This is a genomic window from Anabaena sp. FACHB-595, from assembly GCF_048568275.1.
Classification (GTDB): domain Bacteria; phylum Cyanobacteriota; class Cyanobacteriia; order Cyanobacteriales; family Nostocaceae; genus Trichormus.
This window is the reverse complement of the sequence record NZ_CP183473.1, coordinates 989195-1014425: the sequence shown is the minus strand read 5'-3', so window position 1 is coordinate 1014425 and position 25231 is coordinate 989195. Positions and strand designations below refer to the sequence as shown.

Here is a 25231-nt window from a genome sequence, read left to right as displayed (position 1 = left end):
CTGCTTATGCGCGCCATGATTTTAGACGCACCGCGTCAACCCTTACGCCTGACAGAGTTACCAGTACCAAAACCTAATTCTGAGCAAGTATTGATTCGTGTTCATGCTTGCGCTGTCTGTCGCACAGATTTACATATAGTTGATGGAGAATTGACACACCCAAAATTACCTTTGATATTGGGGCATCAAATTGTGGGGACGATTGAGGCGTTAGGTGAAAAAGTTGATCAATTTCATCTAGGTCAAAGGGTTGGTGTACCTTGGTTAGGTCATACTTGCGCTCATTGTCCTTACTGTCTTTCTGGGCGGGAAAACCTCTGCGATTATGCTGAGTTTACAGGTTACAATCTAGACGGAGGCTATGCAGACTATACAGTAGCTGACCACCGCTTTTGTTTTCCTTTAGACCCCAGTTATCCAGATTTACAAGCTGCACCTCTGTTATGTGGCGGCTTAATTGGCTACCGGGCTTACAACATGACTGGGAATGCTGAGAAACTAGGTTTTTACGGTTTCGGTTCCTCTGCTCATATCTTAATTCAATTAGCGCGTTATCAAGGGCGGAAAGTATTTGCTTTTACTCGTCCTGGGGATACTGTAGGTCAAGAATTTGCCCGTCAATTAGGTGCAAATTGGGCTGGTGACTCAGATGTATTACCGCCAGAACCTTTAGATGCAGCGATTATTTTTGCACCAGTCGGGAAACTAGTTCCTACCGCCTTGCGTGCGGTTGCTAAAGGTGGTGTAGTTGTTTGTGCTGGTATTCACATGAGCGATATTCCCTCCTTTCCCTACAGCATTCTGTGGGAAGAACGGGTGTTAAGGTCTGTAGCTAATTTAACACGCCAAGATGGGGAAGAGTTTCTGACTATAGCGCCGCAAATCCCCATTCGTACTGAAGTTAATTCTTTCCCCTTAACTCAAGCTAATGAGGCTTTAGATGCTCTACGTAGTGGCAAAATAGAGGGGTCTGCCGTTTTAGTGATGAAGTGAGAACGGTCAGGTAGCAGGGAGAATAACTTCATTACTCATTACCCAGCACTCACTCTGTAATAGGAGTTTTCCGGTGAACCAAATTTTAAAGGATTTATCCGCACCCAACTTAGTAACAGTCCTGGAAAACAATATGTTCGCATTTTTTACTAACTATGCACATGGTGCTGGTTGCGAACTCTACTCTGGCTCTAACTTGGTTCGTTTTGCCACTGGGGTAGTTTTTCCATTTTTTAATGGTGTTGTCCATACCCAACTGCAACCTGAACAAATAGATAACACTATTATTACCACCCTTGACTACTTTAGAACGAAGCAATTACCGATGTTGTGGTGGACGGGGACAGGAACTCAACCAGCTGATTTGGCAAAGCATTTAGCAGCTCACGGATTAAATAGCTTAGGGGTATTGCCCGTAATGGCAATTGATTTGTCGGCTTTACCAGAACAAAAGTCTTCGACGGATAATTTATCGATTATACCAGTCAGGGATCAACAAAGCTTAAGACATTGGGTAGAAATAGCGGCGATCGCTTTTCAAGTTCCCCGTACCCAATGGGATGCCTTTTTTAACCTAGAATTAAGTCTGGGCTGGGATTCTGAAAGATATATCCGGTTTATTGGTTATGCCAATAATTTACCTGTCGCCACATCAGCATTGTATCTAGATGGACAAGTAGCTGGGATTTATGTCGTCGCCACCGCCCCAGAAGCAAGGAAAAGGGGATTCGCTACAGCAATAACCCTAGCTGCACTAGAAAAAGCCCATGCCCTGGGATATCACGTAGGCACATTGCAAGCATCGCAAATGGGAGTAAACGTATATCGTCAGATGGGATTTCAAGAGTACTCTCAGGTAGATATGTACGTATTTATGCCTGTTGATAGTTGAAGAGAGTTTGTGATTAACATTTGTGCGATCGCTTCCCTAAGTCAATTACAATTAAACTTACTTCACCAACCGTTTCACTTCAAATCCCCGCAACCCTTCCGGCTCTTCATATTCAACCGCCACATCTTGAACCACAGCCGCCGGTGGGCCTGCGTGACACCACCTCACCATATCTTCTACAATGTCCCGCACCCCTTCAAATACCGCTTCTACACGACCATCAGGAAGATTCCGCACCCAACCAGTTAGACCCAATTGACTCGCTGTATCGACGGTAGAGTAACGAAAACCTACCCCCTGCACTCTACCAGTAACGAAGACATGGGCGCGAATTAGCTGCGACTGTGGTGTAGAATTTGGCATTGACCTATCTATTGTTTACGATCACCAGTCTACATTGTTTGTGAATCAGGAACGGATTTTTTAGATCGAAGTCTGCTAATTTAAAATTCTGAATTCTGCATTACTTATGTCTGAACTGCCACCATTGAATCCAGATACTATCTGGGGTATTCTCAACGATCAAATCGATGATGCCACGGTCATGCAATTAGTTTGGTATTACTTAGGCTATCGCTATAACGCAACAACAGATAAATGGGACAACAACATAGTTGCACCAGAATGGCGCGATGAGTATCCAGAACCACCAAACTTTCTAGAAAGTCGTCCAGCAACGATGAAATTAACTCGTTCTATTCCTAAACAATACAAACAAATTACCAAAGAGAAATTAGGCTTTAAAGGTTATAAAATTGGTACCTTTACACCACGGGAAACTCGCAGAGCTACTGCGGCTAACTGGTTGCTAAGTTATTTGCAGCAGCAGGTTGATCAAGGTAAATAATACATTTTGGCAAATATTCGGTTAATTAAGATCATTTTTCCCCGAATATTTGCTTTTAGGTAATAAAAAATATTATTTATGAATCTATAACCTATGGCAGTAGACAATATATTTTTGTCTAAATATCAGCATTTAAATATTTGAGTTACCAATAAATAATCCATTGATAGAGTAGACCATCCATCTGCTGATAGAGGAAGTATAAAACTAATTATTTCCTGCGACCGATTTGCAAATTGATTAATAATTTAGAAAATGCTTAATACTAGCATTTTATATTTTACTGATTTTTATGGCAAAGCCCATTGAATTTACCTTATTTGCACCCTATAACAAAGGCGCGGCATTAATCGCATCATTTTCTGATTGGCAAGAAATTCCCATGAAAAAAGGGGATGATGGTTATTTTCGCACAACTGTTGAATTAGAAGACGGTACGTATCAATATAAATTTCGTGTACAAACAAGATCATGGTTTTTTGAAGAAGACCAATGGGTAGATGTAACAGACCCTTATGCCACTGATATTGATGAATCAAGTGGTAAAGATAACAGCATCGCTAGAATCAAAGATGGCGAAAAAATTGTTGATACATACGTTTGGCAACATGATGATAAACCTTTACCTGCTGACCATGAATTAGTTATTTATGAATTACACGTAGGCGACTTTTCTGGTGGAGAAGATGACCCCTATGCGCGCGGTAAATACAAACACGTTATTGAAAAGTTAGATTATTTGTGTGAATTGGGTATCAATGCCATTGAGTTGTTACCAGTAAAAGAATATCCCGGCGATTATAGTTGGGGTTATAATCCTCGCTATTTTTTTGCTACTGAATCCAGCTATGGTTCTACGGCTGATTTGAAAAAATTGGTTGACGAGTGCCATCAACGAGGTATTCGTATCATTATGGACGGGATTTATAACCACTCAGAAGCATCTAGTCCATTGACACAAATAGACCATGACTACTGGTATCATCATGAACCCCGCGACCCTGATAATAACTGGGGGCCAGAGTTTAATTACGAACATTATGATGAAAATTTAGAGACTTACCCAGCAAGAAAATTTATTGGTGATACAGTCAGATATTGGGTCGGAGAATATCATCTAGATGGCATTCGCTACGATGCTGCAAGGCAAATAGCCAACTATGATTTCATGCACTGGATTGCTCAAGAAGCCAAGAAAACTGCGGGGGCAAAACCATTCTACAATGTTGCTGAACACATCCCAGAAACCACCAGCATTACTAATCTAGATGGGCCAATGGATGGATGTTGGCATGATAGTTTTTACCACACGATTAAAGCTCATATATGTGGTGACACCTTTGATTTAGAAAACCTCAAAGATGTCATTGACCCTAAACGCCAAGGTTTTTTGGGTGCAACTAATGTTGTCAACTATCTCACCAACCATGACCACGACCATATCATGGTGGAGCTAGGTAATCGAGAAATTTTTCACGACGAAGCTTTTAGAAGAGCTAAACTAGGAACTGCAATTTTAATGACAGCTGTTGGTGTACCTTTGATTTGGATGGGAGAAGAATTCGGCGAATATAAACCCAAACAACAAGACCAATCTAAAATTGATTGGACACTCTTAGGTAATGATCTTAATCGTAGTTTGTTTGATTACCATAAAGGTTTGATTGGTTTACGTAAGAATAATCACGCGTTGTATACAGAAAATATTGATTTCATCCACGAAAATCCCGAAGCCAAGGTATTAGCTTACAGCCGTTGGAATGATGAAGGTTCTCGTGTGGTAGTCGTGACGAATTTCTCCGAAGATTTCCTCGCTGGTTATCATGTACCTAATTTCCCCTCCGGTGGTACATGGCATGAGTGGACTGGCGACTATGATGTTGAAGCTGGTGATGATGGTATCATTACTGATATCGGGCCTTATGAAGCTAAGGTATTTGTTTGGCAGTAATAACTAGGAATCCGATTTGATTATTACTGGCGTATTCTACACTTGTGTATAAAAATCTAAGTATCTGTAGGGTGGGCAATGCCCACCAAAAGTATGATACGGTAGGCTTTGCCATACCAAGGTTTCAATAATCCAATGTTATAGCTGTTGACGGTTGACGGTTGACAGACTTGAAATTCTTGTGTTGTCAGGGTTTTATCTTGGCTTGATGTCCTAATCTATCTGGCTACAGCTGTAATCCTACACGGTGCAAGTGGGACGTTATACCAATTCCCAATTCACATGGTATAACCCCGACTTGTTTAAAAGTCGGGGTTATAAACCCTATCAGAACTGCATCACATTACTTACTTAGATTTGCTTTCTGAAGTTGTAGCAATCATTTTTGCAGCATTTTCTTCGCTTTCGAGAATACCGAACTCAATCAGCAACTCTTCTAATTCTTCCATTTCAATTGGGGTAGGAATCTTCAGATTTTCGTTGTTGATGATTTTGTTAGCTAAAATCCGGTATTCGTTACCTTGGTTGCTATCGGGTGCGTATTCGTTAACTGTCATCCGGCGCAACTCAGCGTGTTGAACAATGTTGTCGCGGGGTACGTAGTGAATCATTTGGGTGTTCAAACGTTTTGCCAGAGTTTCGATAAGTTCGATTTCTCTGTCAACGTTACGGCTGTTACAAATTAAACCGCCTAAACGTACACCACCAGTGTGGGCATATTTCAAAATACCACGAGCAATGTTGTTAGCAGCATACATTGCCATCATTTCACCTGATGTGACGATGTATATTTCTTGCGCTTTATTTTCGCGGATAGGCATTGCGAAACCGCCGCATACAACGTCGCCTAATACGTCATAAGATACGAAATCAACGTCTTGGTAAGCGCCGTTTTCTTCTAAGAAGTTGATGGCGGTGATAATACCACGACCAGCGCAACCTACACCGGGTTCTGGACCACCAGATTCCACGCACTTAACGCCACGGAAGCCGGTCAACATTACTTCTTCGAGTTCGAGGTCTTCTACTGCACCACGTTCAGCAGCCAAGTGAAGAACGGTGGTTTGAGCTTTGGAGTGCAGCATCAAACGGGTGGAGTCAGCTTTAGGGTCGCAACCTACGATAAGGATGCGTTGACCCATTTCTGCCATAGCTGCCAAGGTGTTTTGAGAAGTGGTAGACTTACCAATACCGCCTTTACCGTAGAAAGCAATTTGTCTAATTTTCTTGTCGATACTCATGATTTGTGTTTTCCTGCAATGAATGTAAATGCAATGTTCTAGAGTAAATATTGGTTAGAGGTTGCGTAGATAAGGATTTGTATTGAGGAAAGATTGCAAGTATCACCAAAAGCACAGTCAGATAGTTTCCTAAAATGAAGTCGGAGTTTTAGAGTGGCTTCTAGGACTTCCTATTCAGACAAAGTTGTATCTGCTCATGCAGAGCAAAGCTTCGTTAAGCTAGACATATATATTGCAGGTTATTGTGATAAATCACCATCGGTTGCTCAGGCCTTAAGAGTGGCTACAGTGGCAATTTAAATTTATCCAGGTTTTATTCCTGAACCCAACTAACCAAATTTGCCATCCACTCCGAATGGTTTTTACAAGTTTCCTGCACTTGTATATGTCATCAATGCTTAGTAATTCTAAGTCTGCTCTTTTTTGGGTAATTTCTAGCAAATATTCCTGCAAAATCACTCAGATGGTTTACTATCTATGCAGGTACATAAATATCTACCTACAGCAGTAAAGCCGTACATCAGCAACCCCTAAAACTACGATTTGGGCAATGTATTGGTGATTATTGTCAATATGCTGAAATTCCTAAATCTTGGAGAACGGTTATCTACTATTTATTGAAGTTTCCTTGGCAAAATAAGCAGTTGCCAGAACATAGTTGGCGGATCAAAATAGTTAGTATTTCTGGCGCTATGTTCAGTAACCGTTCTGATTTCTTTGGGATTGCCAGCTTTTACTAAGAGTCTTTCTTCCCAGGCTCCTAGAGTAATTTACACTGGCTTGTAATACTAGCAATGTGAGGCAATTTTCACTGGCTATTATTACCACAGCCAGTTATCATTGACTTCAAGTTTTTAGTGAGGCTTCTATCCTTTTTACCTGGATAATTTCTATCGCTATAAAAATCATAACGATATTGAAGTGGATTTACCAGAGCAAAAGGACTTTATTGAGTTGCCTCAATATTTATCTTGAAGTCTTTTCGCTTGCTTACTTTTTTGATTCCTATTGTCAGCTTAACACAGGTTTATTAATTTATTGAATGAATATCAAATTATTTTTTATAGCCATATATTACGGGAGGATGATTTGATTTTTGGTAAGTATAATAAACTTAAAATCCTATTGCATAAGGATTACAGCTTGATTTTTAATTAAAAACAAAGACAAAAATTTATATTTTTTTGAGAATTGAAGCTATCAATTAGTTCTAGGTTGACAGTTACCGGATTGCAGAAAATTTTGCAGAACTTTTGATATTTCTTTTTTGTGAGATTTGAACTTAATATATAAATTCCACTTCCCTGTTTTCCTACAGACGGCTTATTTATCAAGGATTATATAGTGACCACCCATATAGGAGATAATAATTTATATCTGCTTTTGTCATACTTATTAGCCTTGAGATTTACTTCTCAAGATTTACTTAATATTTGACTCTACGGATAGATAATAATAGAAATTTAAGTAAATATGATTAAAAGCGTAATTATATTCTTGGGAAAATTTAACAATGGAACTCTATCCTACCGATAAAACTGAAACCGCATATAATGGCAAAGATCGTAATGCTTTTGAGTTTGGATTTACTCCTCAGTCTGAACTTTGGAATGGTCGTTTAGCTATGCTTGGTTTTCTTGCGTATTTACTTTGGGATTTAAATGGCTATAGTGTAGTGCGGGATGTACTGCACTTGGTCGCCTACAATGCTGGCTAGGATAACACTATTCAAGTAAACCTAAAGTAGTTTTATTGCTTTAGCCTAATGCACCGTATTATGTAGCGGTGTGTTAGGTGCTTTAATTCTCTTCCTCATCAGCAATTATCTCGATATCTGCGCTTAATGCACTACAAATAGCGCATGATAAAGGGTGACTTCATTGTAGCAACTGGCGTTGTGCGATCGCCCGGAGTGAAAGTTACAAAACCACAGGGTTAACTAGGAAGCTTTAAAACCAGCTTAACTGAGTACAGTTCCACATCACATTTCTTCAATTATGCTGAAATCTACAACCATTCCCATAGTTGATAGCTATACTCGAAGTCTAAAGCTAGGCAAACACGGGTATGATATTAGATTTGTTAGCTGTTTGGGGCGTAACTCAAGCTGTCGGGTTTGCTTTTAAGTCGATTTTTGAGGACTTAGCAAAGGACGCAGCGAAGGACTGGGCTAAGGACTTATTAAAAGCGGTTCCCAATAATATTTTACAGAAACTGCAAAAGGAAGATATTGAAACTGCTGCGGGTAAAGCATTGAAGGAATTTTTACAATTAATGCAGCAGGAATTAGAAGATGCGGATTTAGAAGAAGCAGACTTGCAACGATACAATCAGCCATTAACTACATTTATTCATAATAAATCTCTGCAACATCTTCTTGGTCTTCCCTTTCAACCAGACTGTCAAGTTATAGATTATCAGAGTCTAGTAACCGCTTGGTATGCAGAAAATTTACTTCCTTTACCCCAAGCATTTGATTGGGAAAGATTAGCGAAACGCTATCTCAAGAAAGTGAAGGCGATTATTCGAGAATCAGATAAGTTACGCCCAATTTTCGATTCTCAAAATTTAGAAGAAGTGAGAGATAGCCTACAGCAAATGGCTGGTATCCCTACGGAGTTTGACTTGCTTGGTTATCAAGAAGGTCTGCGGGAACGATATAGTAACTTGAAATTAGATAGTTTAGATACAACTGGCTATGCTTATAATGAGTTGAAGCTATGGCGAATGTTTATCGCTCAAAATGTGCGAGAAGTTCATCAGGTTTTACCCCAAGTTCATGAACTACCAAAGGAACATTTAAAACGGCTGAGAGAAAGTAACCAAATAGAAGATATTTCCTTAGATGAACTGGCTTATTATAAACAAGTTTATATTGAACAACCAACATTTTCCATATTAGATGTGATTAATAACAGACAAAATTATCAATATATAGTTATCTTAGGAGACCCAGGTTCAGGGAAATCCACGTTATTACAATTTCTCGCCTTAAATTGGGCAGAAACACCTTTAGGAAATGCTATTTATCAGCCACTACCTTTATTAATTGAGCTACGCACTTATATGCGGAGGCGAGAAAATAATGAATGCAGTAATTTTATTGATTTCTTTCATAAAAGTAGCGGGATAGTACATCACCTCAATCAACATAAACTGCATGAACAGTTAAAGACTGGTAATGCTTTAGTCATGTTTGATGGCTTAGATGAAGTCTTTGAACAGGGAAAAAGAGAAGATATTATTACTGATATTCATCGTTTCACAAATCAGTATCCTGATGTGCGCGTGATTGTCACTTCTCGCGTGATTGGTTACAAGCCCCAAAGGTTGCGAGATGCAGAGTTTCGCCACTTTATGTTACAAGATTTAGAACCAGAACAAATTCAAGATTTTATCCATCGCTGGCATGAATTAACTTTTTGTGATGAGGGAGATAGAAGGCGGAAAAAAGAGCGCCTGCATAGGGCAATTGATACATCCCATGCGATCGCTGAACTGGCAGGTAATCCCTTATTATTAACGATGATGGCAATTCTCAACCGTAATCAAGAACTGCCCAGAGATAGAGCCACACTGTACGAACAAGCATCACGGGTACTACTGCATCAATGGGATGTGGAACGCGCTTTAGTGGAAGATTACCGCCTAGACCCGAAAACTATCGACTATAAGGATAAACAGGCGATGTTGCGTCAAGTCGCCTACCGTATGCAAACCAGCGAGAAAGGTTTGGCGGGAAATTTGATTAGTACGGGTGATTTAGAAAAAATTTTAATCCGCTATTTAAAAAATATTGAATTTGAACAACCTATCATAGTTGCCAGAGTCATGATTAATCAATTGCGGACTCGCAACTTTATGTTGTCTTACTTGGGTGCAGATTATTATGCTTTTGTCCACAGAACTTTTTTAGAATATTTCTGTGCTTGGGAATTTGTTTGGCAATTTAAAGAAACTCAAACGCTTTCAATTAAAGACCTGAATCATGAAGTATTTGGTAAACACTGGCAAGATGAAACATGGCATGAGGTATTACGCTTAATTACAGGCATGATTGAGCCAAGGTTTGTCTGTGAAATTCTCGATTATTTAATGGCTCAAAATGGTGAAACAGAAAAGTTTATCAATCTTTTTCTCGCTGCTAAATGTCTAGCAGAGGTGCGAAATCGTTTATTAGTAGCATCCACAGCCACTAAACTACTGCACCAAATCAAAGCATTAACTAAATATGACCTGGGCTACTATTATCAACCTTATTTAGATGAGGAAGAAACCCAGCTAGTACAAGAAATTCGTACCAAAGCAGTGACATCTGTCGCCACGACTTGGAAAGATGACCCAGAAACGCTGACTTGGTTAAAACAACTAGCCACGGCTGATGAACGGGAATATGTGCGGAGTGTGGCCTTGCAAGAACTAGCCAGGGGTTTCAAAGATGACCCTGATACCTTACCTTGGCTGAAAAAATGTGCGACTACCGATAGTGATGGGACTGTACGCCAAGCCGCAGTGCAAGAACTAGCAAAGGTTTTTAAAGATGACCCTGATACTTTACCCATTGTCAAACAACGGGGGACTATTGATGAAAATGAATATGTCCGCCAAGTAGCAGTGCAAGAATTAGCTAGGGTTTTTAAAGATAACCCAAATACTTTACCTTGGTTGAAACAACGCACCATAGAGGATAATTCGGGAGCTGTCAGACAAGTAGCAGTGCAAGAATTAGCCAGGGGTTTTAAAGATAGTCCCGATACTTTACCTTGGCTGAAACAATGCACCACGGCTCATGATTGGACTGTGCGTCAAGCTGCATTACAAGAATTAGCCAGAGTTTTTAAGGATGACTATGATACTTTATCTATTCTCAAACAGAGTGCGGCTCATGATGAAAATGAGTATGTGCGCCAAGCCGCAGTGCAGGAATTAGCGAGGGGTTTTAAAGATGACCCCGATACTATATCTATTCTCAAACAGAGTGCGATCGCTGACAAGTCTTTTGATGTCCGCCAAGTTGCAGTACAGGAATTAGCTAGGGGTTTTAAAGATGACTCGCAAACTCTCTCCTGGTTAAAACAATGCGCCACTATTGATGGTGATAAGTATGTCCGCCGGGCGGCTGTGCAAGAATTGGCTAGAGGCTTTAAAGATGACCCCGATATTCTGCCTCTGCTCAAACTGCGAGCTATTGTTGATACACACGCAGATGTCCGCCGGGCGGCTGTGCAAGAATTAGCCAGGGGTTTTAAAGATGACCCAGATACCCTCCCTATTCTCAAACAACGCGCCACCTCTGATGATAATGAATCTGTCCGCCGGGCGGCGGTGCAAGAATTAGCCAGAGGTTTTAAAGATGACTCAGATACCCTACCAATTTTGAAAAAACGTGCCACCTCTGATAAATATGCCAACGTCCGCCAAGCCGCATTACAAGAATTAGCCAGGGGTTTTCAGGATGACCCTGATACTTTACCAATTTTGAAAAAACGGGCTATGACAGACCAGCATTTAGATGTGCGCCATACCGCATTGCAAGAATTAACCCGCAGTTTCAAAGACGACCCTAGTATATTTGAGGTGTTCTATAACTGCGCCGTCAATGACCCCTTTACCCGTGAGTACAACTTTCAACTTAATCCCCGGCAATTAGCCCTAGAAACGATTATTGAACAATATCCCCACCATCCCCAGACTATAAAATTATTGCGCGATCGCGCCACCAATGACCCAGATGAGCAAGTAAGAGAATTTGCAAGTAAGAAATTGCAACAGGGTTTGTGATTGGGGATGGGAAAAGAAAATTATTAGCAATTACCAATTACTTATTAACATCAACCAAGCGTGATGTGACAAATCTATCCATCCACTTTTCAAAATAAATTTGATTGGCTTCCTGTTCTGATGGTTCCTTGGTATCCAAAGAATAAGGCATCAGTCCCAAAATGGCGGCTGTGGTGACGCAAAACATTGACTTTTGAAAAGTAATACAAATCTGCACTAGCAAATCATCCTCACCTCTGGGACTTTGGCGATAAATTTCATGCAAATACTCTGGCAAATAATGACGCATATCCTGCATGAGCAAGGTAGGCGGAATACCTGCGCCACCAATAGGTAGAGGGTCAGCGTATAATGCGCCATATTGAAATCGAGATTGGTCAGGAGGAATTTGATAAGCTTGAGCATTATAGGAAACTGTGCCTAAAAAGGGAGTCCCCCTAAAAAATACAGCCTCTACATAAGGTATTGCTGTATCTGCCAAGAAAGTCAAACCTAAACTGTTGGGGATAATCTCATAGACTTTATTTTGGATTTTCACTGCGTAGGTAATTGGCTTCATCGCGTCTGCAACCAACCCAGCTTTTATATGCTCTACGACTTCGGGAATAGTCTGAATTTTACCTTGGTCATAAAGGTCTGATAATTCCAGGAAAATATCAGCCATGACGCGCCAAAACTGACCCAAACCACTATAGTAAGCAGATACTCTTAAATTTTCTGTTAAAAAATCTGGAAACAGTTGATTGAGTCCTTTAACCAAAGGGTTTTTGGCAAATTTTGCTTGAATAACGGTTTCTGCTCGCCGTTGAAATTCCTTAGTCTCTAAATATGCGTCTAAGCCACCACCACCGTGCCACATCATGGCTTTCATACAATACTCGGCATATTCAAAATTAATTCTGTCATGCCACCAATGACGGAGTAATTTTCCCCAAGAAACCTCACCATTAAAATATTTAAAAAATGGGAAAAATACTAAAAATTGATTTTCGGCAATATAAATTAGATTTTTAGAATAAGCATCTAAAACAATTCCATAACTTTTGAGAATGCCCACCACTTCTAAAACATTTCGAGGACTATCTACAAGTAAAGCTTCTCCTGTTTGTAGGCGTTCGATATATTCAGCCAAAGGTTTATTAGCTGGTTTATTTTTAATATTTACCATGATAATTTCTCCGTCATCAATAAAAATATTTTTCTGTTTGTAGATGTATATTATTCTTGGAGGTTAGTAATAGGTAAAAGGTAAATAAACTTCAATTACCCATTACCCATTACCCACTATTAACTTTTCTCCTTTACTTTATTTAAAGAGACTGTTGCCACCGTACTTTCAACACTAAACATAGCTGTAATGGTAGGTTCAGTCCAACGGGCTAACCAAGAAGGTTGGATACCAAAAATCACAATTAGCACCGCTAAGATAAAGGCAGGAGCGCGATCGCTCCAATAAATCCGTGGTAAATTCATCACCTGGGCCGATAAGCGCCCAAAAAATGCTTTATTGACGAGAATTAAAAAGTAAACCGCCGTTAACCCAGTACCAATCATCGACAACAGGGTTTGCACCGGAAAAACCGCAAAAGAACCCCGAAATATAATAAATTCGGAGATAAATCCCACCATCCCCGGAGTCCCGGCGCTAGCCATCACGCCAACAATCATCAAAGTACCAATTACAGGCATACCCCGTTCTGGGTTCAATAAGCCTCGGATTACATCTAAATCGCGGCTACCTGCTTTTTTATACACAACCCCCACCAACAAAAACAACAGTGCCGAAATTAAACCGTGGCTAATCATCTGCATGACAGCGCCCAAGGTACTTAAAGGTGTAGCTGCCGCCGCCGCTAACAGCACATAGCCCATATGTCCTATTGAACTGTAGGCTACCATTTTTTTCATGTCTGTTTGCGCGATCGCACATGATGAACCATACAACACACTTACCACCGCCCAAGCCGCCAACCAAGGTGCTAAATAATTCCAGGCTGCTGGTAACAAGTTCATCCCAAATCGCAACAAGCCATAAGTTCCCAACTTCAACAGTACCCCAGCCAGCAACACAGAAATCGGTGTAGAGGCTTCAACGTGTGCATCTGGTAACCAAGTGTGAAAAGGAACTAAGGGCATTTTGATGCCAAAACCTACTAAAATCCCTGCTAGAAGTAATAGTTGAGTTGCTAAGGGTAGAGACTGAGCATTTAAGGTTGATAGTGCAAAACTACCAGACCCACTCAACCAAACCAAGCCCAAGAAACTGGCTAAAATCAAAATTCCCGAAAAAGCAGTGTAGATCAAAAATTTCGTAGCTGCATAGCCTCGTCTTGCACCACCCCAAATTGCAATTAAGAGATACAGAGGAATGAGTTCCAGCTCGTAAAACAGGAAGAATAGTAGTAAATCTTGTGCCAGAAAGGCTCCTGATACCCCAGCACTCAACACCAATATCAAGGAGTAATAAAACTTGGGACGTTGCAAGGATTCATCGCTGCTGTAAATGGCAATGCCAGTTAATAATCCATTCAACACCAGCAATGGCAAAGATAGACCATCCACACCAAGATTATAACTCAATCCCAAGGTATCTATCCAAGGTAGAAACTCACTAAACTGTTGGTTAACTTCTCCTGGTTGAAACTGGCTAGCCAGTATCACCGACCACAGAAAAGTCACACTGGCAAAAATCAATGCCACATTACGGGAACTTCTCCCATTAATACCAGATGGGAGTAGACCAATTAGCAGCGCACCCAACAATGGGGCAAAGATCAATACACTAAGCATAGATAATCATGGGGAAATGAGGAAGTTTAGGCAGGGGGAAGAATTAATGTACAGACGTTGTATGCACGTCTCTTCTATTGACAACTGACTAAAAAGGCAATTTATCCAGTAAGCCTAATGACCAGCTAATGAAAAAGCCTAAAGCACCAACTACGGCGAGGATAGTCAACATATATCCTTGGGATTGACCGGAAATGCTATATTTCAAACCTTGCCCGCCGAAAATTGTGGCAAAGCCCACTAAGTTCACTAAACCATCAACTAAATAGCGATCGCTCCAAGCAGAAATCCTCGACAATAAAGCTACTGCACTCACAACTGTCAAGCGATAAATGCGGTCAATGTAGAAGTCATAACCCAATAAATCCTGTATGAATCTCCAAGCCAAAACTGTGGAACGAGACCAAGCTTTGTGTAAATGAATCGTTGACCCAATCACTACACCAGCCACCGTAGAGGAAACCAAAACTAAAACAACGTACCAGTCAATACTTTCCCAAGCTGGTAATAAGTACCACTGCTGTAACATCAGGGGTAATAATAAAGTCAATATTATCAATGTCACCATCGGGAAAGCCATTGTCCAGCCAACCTCTGGCGCACGGCGGGTCTTTTGTTGCGGTTGACCCCAAAATGCCAGTCTAAATACTCGCGTCAAGTTCAAAGCCGTCAAACCATTGACTAAAATTAAAACTCCAATTACCCAAGGGCTAACTCTTACCAAACCGTCAGCCCAAGACAACATCGCCCAAAAGCTACCTAGTGGTAACAGTGTCACCATCCCGGCAGAACCAACCACAAAGGCAGTCGTAGTAGCTGGCATCCGTGACCATAAACCACCCATCTCTGTCAAGTCTTGACTATGAGTCGTGAATATGACAGAACCCGAACTCATAAATAGTAACGCTTTGGCGATCGCATGGGTCAACAACAGCATCAAAGCTACACCACCCTGTTCTAAGCCCACCGCCAGAAAAACCAAACCCATATATGCACTGGTGGAATGAGACAAAGCCCGCTTAATATCAGTCTGAGCAATGGAAACCAAACTAGCACCAATTGCTGTCACCCCACCAATGATAATCAGCACATTCAACGCCACTGGCGACAGAATTAAAATTGGTTGTAGTTTGTATAATAGATAAGCACCACCAGCAACCACCAGTGAGTTCCGCATCACAGATGCTGGGTTGGGCCCTTCCATAGCCTCATCCAACCACAGATGCAAGGGGAACTGAGCGCATTTACCAGCCGGGCCCGCAATCAACCCTAAACACAACAATGTTGCAGTTACGGGGTCTAAATTCGCAGTTTGTACCCACTCATATAAATCTGAAAAGTTCAAACTACCCGCTAAGGTGGAAAGTGTGACTACAGCCATCAACAGCAACAAGTCACCCACGCGCTTTGTCCAAAAAGCATCCCGTGCAGCTGTTACCACTAGCGGTTGAGCGTACCAAAAACCTACAAGTAAGTAAGTGGAAAGCGTCAATATTTCCAATAGTCCATAGCTGAGAAATAAAGAGTCGCTAATAGCTAAACCGCTCAGTGCTGCTTCAAAAAAGCCGAGCAGACCGAAAAAACGCGCCAATGACCAGTCTTTCTCCATGTAACCCAAGGCATAAATTTGCGCTAACAAACTTAACCCTGTGATTAATACTGTCGCTCCCATGCTGACAGGTGAGAGTTCCAACGCAAAGGATAAGTTTAAATCCGCAGCTTGAAACCAAGTAATCACTAAATTTTCTTGTTCTCTGCTCCAAATATCCTTAAATACCCATAGGCTATGAGCAAAGCCCACAATGGTAGTCAACAAGTTAAAATACGCCGCAGGCCTAGGCCCAGTGCGTCGAACTATTCCTATTCCCCAAGGTAATGTCAACAGTGCGCCTAGCAAGCTGTAAAAAGGCACACACCAACTTGTTGCAAATAGAAACTGATTCATTTAGATTTCCCTTGAAGACTCAGCCTTAACTTTTCTAAAACTCTTAAAACAATCATTTACTAAAAAAAATAAAATTTGCCAAAAAATATGCTTTTTTTAACTTTCTTTTCACTAAACTTAAACGATTATTTTGTAATTATGCTCCCTTACTAAGGTTTAATTGACTATAGGTTTCTTTCTGAAAAAATGTTCGCTTTTATTAAATCTTTCTTTCTGCTCCCAAGGCACTGTTTCTGTCTTAAGTAAATTAATTTATCTAACATATTAATAAAACTTATACATTTTTTAGGCAACATTGAACTGCCCTAAAAAATAGAGGAAAGACAGAAACAGTAAAACATACAGCCTCTGAACACTCCTCGCAAGATAGAGTTAGTCCTGATTATCAATGTCTTTTTATGAATGACATAAAAAAATTATAAAGCATAAGCGGTTGCTCTAGGAATCAATGAACTTTCATTGCTAACAACCACGCCATAAATATTTATTAAGTTTTTTTAAACTTTTTTATCATAAACTATTATACTAATTTATATTGCCAGAAACGCCAAGCTTTTCTATGCTTATTTTGGAAGTGTTTTGACAGCTCAAGATGAGCTTCCCCGTCCAAAATTTCAAATCACAGTACTGATTGGATTCATTTTTTAGGAGTTCTGCGATGCCAATTGCAGTTGGAATGATTGAGACTAAAGGCTTTCCCGCAGTAGTAGAAGCTGCTGACGCGATGGTGAAAGCTGCCCGCGTAACTTTGGTAGGATATGAAAAAATTGGGAGTGCTAGAGTCACCGTAATTGTGCGGGGGGATGTCTCTGAGGTACAAGCCTCCGTAGCTGCTGGCATAGAAGCCGCAAGAAGAGTAAATGGTGGTGAAGTAGTATCTACCCACATCATTGCTCGCCCCCATGAAAACCTGGAATATGTCTTACCGATTCGTTATACAGAAGCCGTAGAACAGTTCCGCACCTAACAACACTACAGGAGAAGATAAAAAGCTGAGTTAGTAGGCAAGCTTTTTATCAATCTTGAATGGTAGTTTTCTTTACACTGCGCTGTGCCAAAAGCCGAGTAAAAAAACACATTGATGGGGTTGCCGTCTTGAGCATGACTGGAATCCAAGGCTAGAAACTTTATTTGGGAATCAAAAAGAAATGTCTATTGCAGTGGGAATGGTAGAAACGCTAGGCTTTCCAGCAGTGGTAGAAGCAGCAGACGCGATGGTGAAAGCCGCTCGTGTCACTCTAGTAGGCTACGAGAAAATTGGTAGCGGTCGGGTAACAGTAATCGTTAGAGGCGACGTATCTGAAGTACAAGCATCTGTAGCCGCAGGTGTTGAATCAGTTAAACGCGTCAACGGCGGACAAGTATTGTCTACACACATCATTGCTCGTCCTCACGAAAACTTAGAATACGTCTTGCCAATTCGTTATACCGAAGACGTAGAGCAGTTTCGGGAAAATGTGAACGCAATTCGTCCTTTCGGCAGAAGACCATAATTAGTAATGCAAATTGCTAAAGTTCGTGGCACAGTAGTTAGCACCCAAAAAGATCCAAGTCTTAGGGGTGTGAAACTACTGTTGTTGCAATTAGTAGATGAAGAAGGAAACCTCCTCCAAAAATACGAGGTAGCCGCAGATAATAGCGTAGGTGCAGGATTTGACGAATGGGTATTGATTAGCCGTGGTAGTGCGGCGCGTCAATTACTTGGTAATGAGCAACGTCCTGTAGATGCGGCAGTAGTGGCGATAATTGATACTATTCACGTCGAAGATCGTCTGATTTACAGCAAAAAAGACCAATATAGATAGTCATGAGTCATTAGTCGTTAGTCATTGGTCAGTGGCAAAACAACTGAAGATTAGACAACCGACAACTGACAACTGACAACCGACAAAATTCAGGAGGAATCTCGCAATGGCAGTCCGCAGCACGGCGGCACCCCCAACCCCGTGGTCGAGGAGTTTAGCTGAAGCCCAAATCCATGAAAGCGCCTTTGTACATCCGTTTTCTAACATTATTGGGGATGTCCATATCGGTGCAAATGTCATCATTGCCCCAGGGACTTCAATTAGAGCCGATGAAGGCACACCCTTTCATATTGGTGAAAATACCAATATTCAAGATGGTGTAGTGATTCACGGTTTAGAGCAAGGTAGAGTCGTTGGCGATGACAACAAAGAATACTCAGTTTGGGTGGGTAGCAGCGCGTCCTTGACACATATGGCGCTGATTCATGGCCCTGCTTACGTTGGGGATAACTCGTTTATTGGTTTTCGCTCTACGGTATTTAATGCCAAGGTAGGAGCAGGTTGCATCGTTATGATGCACGCTTTAATTAAGGACGTAGAAGTTCCCCCTGGTAAGTATGTTCCGTCAGGAGCGATCATCACTAACCAAAAGCAGGCCGATCGCTTGCCAGATGTGCAACCCCAAGACAGGGATTTTGCTCATCACGTAATTGGGATTAATCAAGCATTGCGGGCTGGATATCTTTGTGCTGCGGATAGCAAGTGTATTGCCCCCCTTCGCAATGATCAAGTTAAATCTTATACAAGTACTACAGTTATTGGGTTAGAAAGGAGTAGTGAAGTGGCAAGCAACAGCTTGGGTGCAGAAACCATAGAGCAGGTACGCTATTTATTAGAGCAAGGCTATAAAATTGGTTCAGAACACGTAGATCAAAGAAGATTTCGTACAGGTTCTTGGACTAGTTGCCAGCCGATTGAAGCTAGATCCGTAGGTGATGCTTTAGCAGCTTTAGAAGCTTGTTTAGCTGACCATAGTGGCGAGTATGTGCGTTTGTTTGGCATTGATCCCAAAGGTAAACGACGAGTTTTAGAAACAATTATCCAACGTCCCGATGGTGTGGTGGCAGGTTCTACCAGCTTCAAAGCACCTGCTAGTAACACCAATGGCAATGGTAGTTACCACAGCAACGGCAATGGCAACGGTTATAGCAACGGTGCAACTAGTGGCAAAGTCAGCGCTGAAACCGTAGACCAAATTCGCCAGTTATTGGCTGGTGGTTACAAGATTGGCACAGAACACGTAGATGAGCGCCGCTTCCGTACAGGTTCTTGGAATAGCTGTAAGCCAATTGAAGCAACTTCCGCAGGCGAAGTAGTGGCGGCCTTAGAAGAATGTATCGACAGTCATCAAGGTGAGTACATCCGCCTAATCGGCATTGATCCGAAAGCTAAACGGCGTGTACTGGAAAGTATTATCCAACGTCCCAACGGTCAAGTAGCTCCATCGAGTAGTCCCAGAACCGTAGTGAGTGCCTCCTCTGCCTCATCCGGAACAGCTACCGCAACAGCTACTCGGTTAAGTACAGAAGTAGTAGATCAGGTGCGGCAAATACTGGGTGGCGGGTATAAACTCAGTATTGAACACGTAGATCAAAGAAGATTCCGTACTGGTTCTTGGAGTAGTACCGGAGCAATTTCAGCTACTTCCGAAAGAGAAGCGATCGCAGTCATAGAAGCCTCCTTATCCGAATTTGCTGGAGAATATGTGCGCTTGATTGGTATCGACCCCAAAGCCAAGCGGCGAGTGTTGGAAACAATCATTCAGCGTCCATAGTAGAAGGGACAAGGAGCGAGGAATGAGAGACTAGGGAAACAAGGATTATGGCCACCAGGGAGAAAATTCCCCCCATTTCCCCCTTCCCAGTCCCCAGTCCCCAGTCCTCAGTCCCCAAGTGATATTCGGCTTCCGAGGTTAAAATTTCCATGTCTGTGCCGCCACTACGCCTCCACAACAACTTTGATTCATACATTAGTGGCGAGGTGACAATTCATCCGAGTGCAGTAATTGCACCAGGGGTGATACTCCAAGCGGCTGCAAACAGCAAAATCATCATCGGGGCAGGGGTCTGTATTGGCATGGGGTCTATTCTCCAAGTGGATGAGGGAACCATAGAAGTAGAAGCAGGAGCCAGCTTAGGAGCAGGTTTTTTGATGGTTGGTCAAGGCAAAATTGGCATCAATGCTTGCATCGGTGCAGCCACAACATTATTTAACTCTTCTATTCCTCCAGCCTTAGTAGTGCCACCAGGTTCGATTTTAGGTGATACCACGCGGCAAGTTGCTGCTACCCAATCACCATCAACATCTAAGAATCAGGTTGGTGAGACTACCCAAAAGCCTAAAGAAAATGAAAGTAAGGTGATTACCTCAACTACCCTTTCAGCATCAGCTTTTGTGGAATTTAAACAGCATTCGGTTTCTGTAACAGAACCCCCGCCATCATCAGAGAATCAGTCTGCTACCGTAGAAGAAAATACTACTAATGGGACTGACCCTAATGTGACAGAACTTAGCCCAGAAGATTCAGCATCGGATCAACCTGCCACTGAATCCCCTAATAGTTTCGGGACTCAAATTTATGGGCAAGGGAGCATCCAAAGACTTTTGGTAACATTGTTTCCTCATAGACAAGCCCTAAATAACCCTGTCTCTGACGATAGCTCTGAGTAAGTGTTAAGTTGTGAGTATCTCGGAGAATTTACGATGTATAATCAGCGATCTACTAGCACAAACCAGACATATCGTCGTCAAGACGACCTCAGGGACACAGCCTTGGGGTTAGTCTCTACTCTTAGTTTTCCGGCGATCGTGGGGACAGCTGACATGATGTTGAAATCAGCTGGGGTTCACCTGGTTGGTTATGAAAAAATTGGCAGTGGTCACTGTACGGCGATCGTCAGAGGTGGGATTGCTGATGTTCGCCTGGCTGTAGAATCCGGTGTGCAAACTGCTGAACAGTTTGGACAACTGGTTTCTAGCCTAGTGATTCCCCGCCCTTTTCCCAATCTTGATGTCGTCTTGCCCATTACTAACCGCTTGAGCCAGTTAATGGAAGAAGGTACATACAGCCGATTGAGCAACCAAGCAATTGGTTTAGTAGAAACGCGGGGCTTTCCAGCAATGGTAGGTGCTTGTGATGCCATGCTCAAATCGGCCGATGTGCAGTTGGCATCCTATGAAAAAATTGGTGCGGGCTTGTGTACAGCCATTATTCGTGGCTCTGTTGCTAACGTCGCAGTCGCGGTAGAAGCAGGAATGTTTGAGGCGGAACGAATTGGGGAACTGAACGCAGTTATGGTAATTCCTCGACCATTAGATGAATTGGAGCAAACCCTGCCGATCGCCAGTTGCTGGATCGAGCATCAGCAACCTTTGAGATTGCCGGTAAACATCAGAGAACAAGTTGCCGAAAGGGAAGTGTTACAGTTACCAGACTTAGCCGCTTTACCTATGAAAATCACAGAAGAAGTATGGAACGATGAATGATGAATGATGAAGTACTAACTAAAATAAAAGTGAATTTGGAAATATCCTGATTCAACATTACTGTATCTAGTATTCAACATTCATCTTGCAGCTGGAAGGCATCTTACGCTTTGCTTGTTTTTTTGATAATAACTTTTCTACACTATAAGTGGAAGAAGTTTGTTCTGATAGCGAGAATAGATTTTTATCTATATAAAAGAGTTTTCAAAACTACAAACAGTCAGAAAATCTTATAGTTTTCGAGGTTTAATCATACTTATAACGAGAATGAATTTCTTTATCTATAAGCAAATTCATCTCCTTCTGATAGCAAAGATAGATTTTTATCTATGATAAACTCATGACTTTCGTATGGGTGAATTAATATCATGTGCAAGTATTCAGTGATACTAGTCTTATATCTATAAAATCGCTATTAGAGGAGAATTACCTTGAACCAAGCAACGCTACACCAGTTGAAGGTGTTCGAGGCTGCGGCACGGCACGGTAGCTTTACTCGTGCTGCTGAGGAGTTATTTCTCACCCAACCTACCGTCTCCATGCAAATCAAGCAGCTGACAAAATCTGTAGGTTTACCACTATTTGAGCAGGTGGGAAAGCGCTTATATTTGACCGAAGCGGGACGAGAATTATTCGCAACCTGTCGGCAGATCTTTGAGACAATAGCCCAGTTTGAGATGAAAGTAGCTGATTTAAAAGGGCTAAAACAAGGGCAATTAAGATTAGCAGTAATTACCACTGCTAAATATTTTATTCCCCGCTTATTGGGGCCTTTTTGCCAACTTTATCCAGGCATTGACATTTCCTTGCAAGTCACAAACCACGAACGCATCCTAGAGCGGATGATGAGTAACATGGATGACTTGTATATTATGAGTCAAGTCCCAGAGCATTTGGATGTAACTAGTCAGCCATTTTTAGATAATCCTTTAGTAGTATTTGCTCCTGCAAATCATCCACTAGCACAAGAAAAAAATATTCCCATACAACGGTTGTCCAGTGAACCCTTTATTATGCGGGAACCGGGTTCGGGAACACGCCGTGCTGTACAAAATCTACTGGAAGAACAAGGTGTTTCCGTCAAAGTGAAGCTGGAATTAGGTAGTAATGAGGCAATCAAACAAGCGATCGCCGGTGGACTAGGAATTTCTGTTTTATCTCGACATACCCTATTATCTGATGCCGCCGAATTCAGCATTCTGGACGTGCAGCACTTCCCCATTAAGCGGACTTGGTACATGGTTTACCCATCGGGTAAACAGTTATCGATTGTGGCTCGTACCTACTATGAGTATCTGCTAGATGCAGCCAAAAAGTTTGTAGAGCAAACAGAGCAACTAAATATCCCTGTTGCTGTGCCTGAGTATAGTGTGGTTGAGTAACAGTAGAAGGCCGGGGGAGAATCAGAAATATATTTTTACTCCTAACTCAGCACCGACTACACATTCCGCAGCTATGTCCACGAGGCTTTACATATCTCATGACTCTCAATACTGACAATTCATTTCAAATTACTTGACGGGTAGACCTGGAAAATTTCACAATTAACCAGCAGCGTCATTTAACATAGGGAAAAACTGGCAGTGGTTAACCCGGAAGAAACACCATCTTGGCGAACAACAGTACACAGTCAGATTGTAGCGGTGACAGTTTACAGTGACAAAGCCTTAGTTACACGAAAGGGTAAGGTTTCCTTATCAGGAACGGAACGAGAATTGGTGATTAATTCACTGCCAGTAACTCTAGAAACTGATTCTGTTCGGGTTAGTGGTGCAGGTACAGTAGGGGTGCGCTTGTTGGGAGTAAACTGCGATCGCATCTATACCACTGAACCTGTGGCCGAACGAGCCGCCCATTTAAATCGGCAAATTCAGCAATTAGAAACGGAAAAACGCCATCTGCAAGCCCAGGTAGATGCTTTATCTTTACAAGCTAAGTTTATTGAAGGTTTACGGGAAAAGACAGAAGAACCGTTTGCTCAAAGCCTATCGCGGAAAAATCTCAGCCTCAGCGAAACTCTAGATTTTCTCAACTTTTTAGGCAGCCAGTACAGCGAATATGCGATCGCCTCTGGGGAATGTAAAAGCCAACAACAAGAATTAGACAAGCAAATACAAGCACTCCGCGCCTCTTTGCAGATGATCCAAACACCCCATCCCCAAGAAAGTGTGAGTTTGATTGCACTAATTGAAGCTATGGGGGAAGGTGAATTTGATCTGGAAGTGTCTTACGTGGTGAATCATGCCAGTTGGACTCCCTTATATGACTTACGGTTAAATAGTACAAATAAGACCGTAAATTTGAGTTACCTTGCTGAAGTCAACCAAAATACAGGGGAAGATTGGCTAGATGTGGCACTTACCTTATCTACAGCCAAACCAGGATTAGGTACACTACCACCCAAACTCAAACCTTGGTATATTGACGCACCAACTCCTCAAGTATGGCGATCGCGACGACAATTAGCCGCCAGCCCTTCTTTGCCCACCATATCAACTACGACTGTTCCATCTGGGGCAGGAATTCCCGCAGAAGATGAAGCAGAAACAGCCGATGATAGTTTGATTTCAGCAGAAAATATCGCGGCGGAGGTCTCCAAAGAAGGAAGTATCGTCACATTTAAACTTCATGGTGGTGGTAATATTCCTAGTGATGGCACACCTCATAAAATCACAATTTTTCATGATGATTACCCTTGTAATTTTAATTATGTAGCAATGCCACGCTTGGTTAGTTTTGCGTATCTGGAAGCTAATGTAAAAAACAGTTCTGATGGCGTGACTTTATTACCTGGTAAAGCCAATATTTTCCGTGATGAAATGTATGTTGGAATCACTCAATTAGAAAATGTTGCCCCAGGACAAGAATTTAAACTCAACTTAGGAATTGATGAAGGTTTAAAAATTGAACGGGATCTAGTTGAGCGTCAAGTAGATAAAAAACTTATCGGTAATCAACGCCGCACCACTTATGGTTATCGTCTGATAATTACTAACTTACTCAATCAAGAAACTCAGTTGCAATTAACTGAACAATTACCCGTAAGCCGCAATGAACAAATTAAAGTCCGCCTCAACCGCAGCAACCCTCCAACTCAACTAGGTGAAATGGGTATTTTAGAATGGAAACTAACTATCCCACCCCAAGTAAAACAAGAAGTATCTTATCAGTTTACTGTTGAGCATCCACCAGAGTTAACAGTTGTTGGATTAAATATTTAATACTAAGTAATGTGCCAAGGTAAAGGGTTATTTGTCTTGAATTGTCTATTGGTTATGATTAACACAATGATAGCCAAATATGCAGCAACAAAACAAACACCAATAAGTAGAAATTTGCTGTGATCAAAATTGGCTAATTTTAGCTTTTTTATGGTAATTATTTTTGCTAGTTGAATGGGCTTTTTTTGAGAATGAAAAATTTCCTTAATTGCCCCTCAACTCAATACATAGAAATCTTTTGAGAAAACTTCACTATAAAATTTGTTTTTCAAAATCAAA

General features: G+C 41.5%; 19 protein-coding genes. 14 read left to right on the top strand and 5 right to left on the bottom strand.

Annotated elements, in window-relative coordinates; all coding sequences use genetic code 11:
- Nucleotides 1-6: 6 nt before the first annotated feature.
- Nucleotides 7-993, top strand: coding sequence for a zinc-dependent alcohol dehydrogenase family protein (locus ACN222_RS04355; RefSeq protein ID WP_010995053.1), 987 nt, complete (start codon nt 7-9; stop codon nt 991-993).
- Nucleotides 994-1066: 73 nt separating this feature from the next.
- Complete coding sequence (locus ACN222_RS04350; protein WP_010995052.1) at nt 1067-1885, top strand: GNAT family N-acetyltransferase; 819 nt, start codon at nt 1067-1069, stop codon at nt 1883-1885.
- A 57-nt stretch (nt 1886-1942) separates the two neighbouring features.
- Here the strand turns inward: ACN222_RS04350 and ACN222_RS04345 are convergent, their stop codons facing one another.
- The gene (locus tag ACN222_RS04345; RefSeq protein ID WP_010995051.1) at nt 1943-2248 is read right to left on the bottom strand and encodes an acylphosphatase; all 306 of its coding nucleotides are present in this window, start codon (nt 2246-2248) and stop codon (nt 1943-1945) included.
- Between the two features lie 106 nt (nt 2249-2354).
- On the opposite strand from ACN222_RS04345, the gene ACN222_RS04340 reads away from it, so the two are divergent.
- The gene (locus ACN222_RS04340; protein ID WP_010995050.1) at nt 2355-2732 is read left to right on the top strand and encodes a DUF1823 family protein; all 378 of its coding nucleotides are present in this window, start codon (nt 2355-2357) and stop codon (nt 2730-2732) included.
- Between the two features lie 292 nt (nt 2733-3024).
- Nucleotides 3025-4683, top strand: a complete 1659-nt coding sequence (locus ACN222_RS04335) for an alpha-amylase family glycosyl hydrolase (protein ID WP_010995049.1) — start codon at nt 3025-3027, stop codon at nt 4681-4683.
- A 347-nt stretch (nt 4684-5030) separates the two neighbouring features.
- Here the strand turns inward: ACN222_RS04335 and nifH are convergent, their stop codons facing one another.
- Nucleotides 5031-5924, bottom strand: coding sequence for a nitrogenase iron protein (gene nifH, locus ACN222_RS04330; RefSeq protein ID WP_010995048.1), 894 nt, complete (start codon nt 5922-5924; stop codon nt 5031-5033).
- Nucleotides 5925-7437: 1513 nt separating this feature from the next.
- Between nifH and ACN222_RS04325 the strand changes: the two genes are divergently transcribed.
- Together ACN222_RS04325 and ACN222_RS04320 are read left to right on the top strand one after the other, a co-directional pair.
- Nucleotides 7438-7641 (top strand): chlorophyll a/b-binding protein, encoded by a 204-nt coding sequence (locus ACN222_RS04325; protein ID WP_010995047.1) that lies wholly within the window; start codon nt 7438-7440, stop codon nt 7639-7641.
- Between the two features lie 350 nt (nt 7642-7991).
- Nucleotides 7992-11705 carry a HEAT repeat domain-containing protein gene (locus ACN222_RS04320; RefSeq protein ID WP_010995046.1) on the top strand — a complete coding sequence of 1238 codons (3714 nt, stop codon included), beginning with the start codon at nt 7992-7994 and terminating at the stop codon, nt 11703-11705.
- Between the two features lie 37 nt (nt 11706-11742).
- Here ACN222_RS04320 and ACN222_RS04315 read toward each other — a convergent pair whose 3' ends face one another.
- The 3 genes from ACN222_RS04315 to ACN222_RS04305 all read right to left on the bottom strand — a co-directional run bounded on the left by ACN222_RS04315 (nt 11743) and on the right by ACN222_RS04305 (nt 16440).
- Nucleotides 11743-12873, bottom strand: coding sequence for a CO2 hydration protein (locus tag ACN222_RS04315; protein WP_010995045.1), 1131 nt, complete (start codon nt 12871-12873; stop codon nt 11743-11745).
- A gap of 119 nt (nt 12874-12992) precedes the next feature.
- Nucleotides 12993-14495 carry an NADH-quinone oxidoreductase subunit M gene (locus ACN222_RS04310; protein ID WP_010995044.1) on the bottom strand — a complete coding sequence of 501 codons (1503 nt, stop codon included), beginning with the start codon at nt 14493-14495 and terminating at the stop codon, nt 12993-12995.
- A gap of 88 nt (nt 14496-14583) precedes the next feature.
- A complete protein-coding gene (locus ACN222_RS04305; protein ID WP_010995043.1) occupies nt 14584-16440 on the bottom strand; it encodes an NAD(P)H-quinone oxidoreductase subunit F in 1857 nt (618 codons plus the stop codon).
- A gap of 658 nt (nt 16441-17098) precedes the next feature.
- On the opposite strand from ACN222_RS04305, the gene ACN222_RS04300 reads away from it, so the two are divergent.
- The 8 genes from ACN222_RS04300 to ACN222_RS04265 all read left to right on the top strand — a co-directional run bounded on the left by ACN222_RS04300 (nt 17099) and on the right by ACN222_RS04265 (nt 24952).
- A complete protein-coding gene (locus ACN222_RS04300; protein WP_010995042.1) occupies nt 17099-17407 on the top strand; it encodes a carbon dioxide-concentrating mechanism protein CcmK in 309 nt (102 codons plus the stop codon).
- A gap of 181 nt (nt 17408-17588) precedes the next feature.
- The gene (locus ACN222_RS04295) at nt 17589-17933 is read left to right on the top strand and encodes a carbon dioxide-concentrating mechanism protein CcmK (protein WP_010995041.1); all 345 of its coding nucleotides are present in this window, start codon (nt 17589-17591) and stop codon (nt 17931-17933) included.
- Nucleotides 17934-17939: 6 nt separating this feature from the next.
- On the top strand, nt 17940-18245 hold the full coding sequence (locus ACN222_RS04290; RefSeq protein WP_010995040.1) for a EutN/CcmL family microcompartment protein: 306 nt from the start codon (nt 17940-17942) through the stop codon (nt 18243-18245).
- A gap of 106 nt (nt 18246-18351) precedes the next feature.
- A complete protein-coding gene (locus tag ACN222_RS04285) occupies nt 18352-20019 on the top strand; it encodes a ribulose bisphosphate carboxylase small subunit (RefSeq protein WP_010995039.1) in 1668 nt (555 codons plus the stop codon).
- Nucleotides 20020-20168: 149 nt separating this feature from the next.
- Nucleotides 20169-20915: a transferase gene (locus tag ACN222_RS04280; protein WP_010995038.1), complete on the top strand. Its 747-nt coding sequence runs from the start codon at nt 20169-20171 to the stop codon at nt 20913-20915.
- 33 nt (nt 20916-20948) lie between these two features.
- Nucleotides 20949-21731 (top strand): carbon dioxide-concentrating mechanism protein CcmK, encoded by a 783-nt coding sequence (locus tag ACN222_RS04275; RefSeq protein WP_044520749.1) that lies wholly within the window; start codon nt 20949-20951, stop codon nt 21729-21731.
- Between the two features lie 431 nt (nt 21732-22162).
- A complete protein-coding gene (locus tag ACN222_RS04270; protein WP_044520747.1) occupies nt 22163-23113 on the top strand; it encodes a LysR family transcriptional regulator in 951 nt (316 codons plus the stop codon).
- Nucleotides 23114-23314: 201 nt separating this feature from the next.
- A complete protein-coding gene (locus tag ACN222_RS04265) occupies nt 23315-24952 on the top strand; it encodes a mucoidy inhibitor MuiA family protein (protein WP_010995035.1) in 1638 nt (545 codons plus the stop codon).
- The last annotated feature ends 279 nt before the right edge of the window (nt 24953-25231 follow it).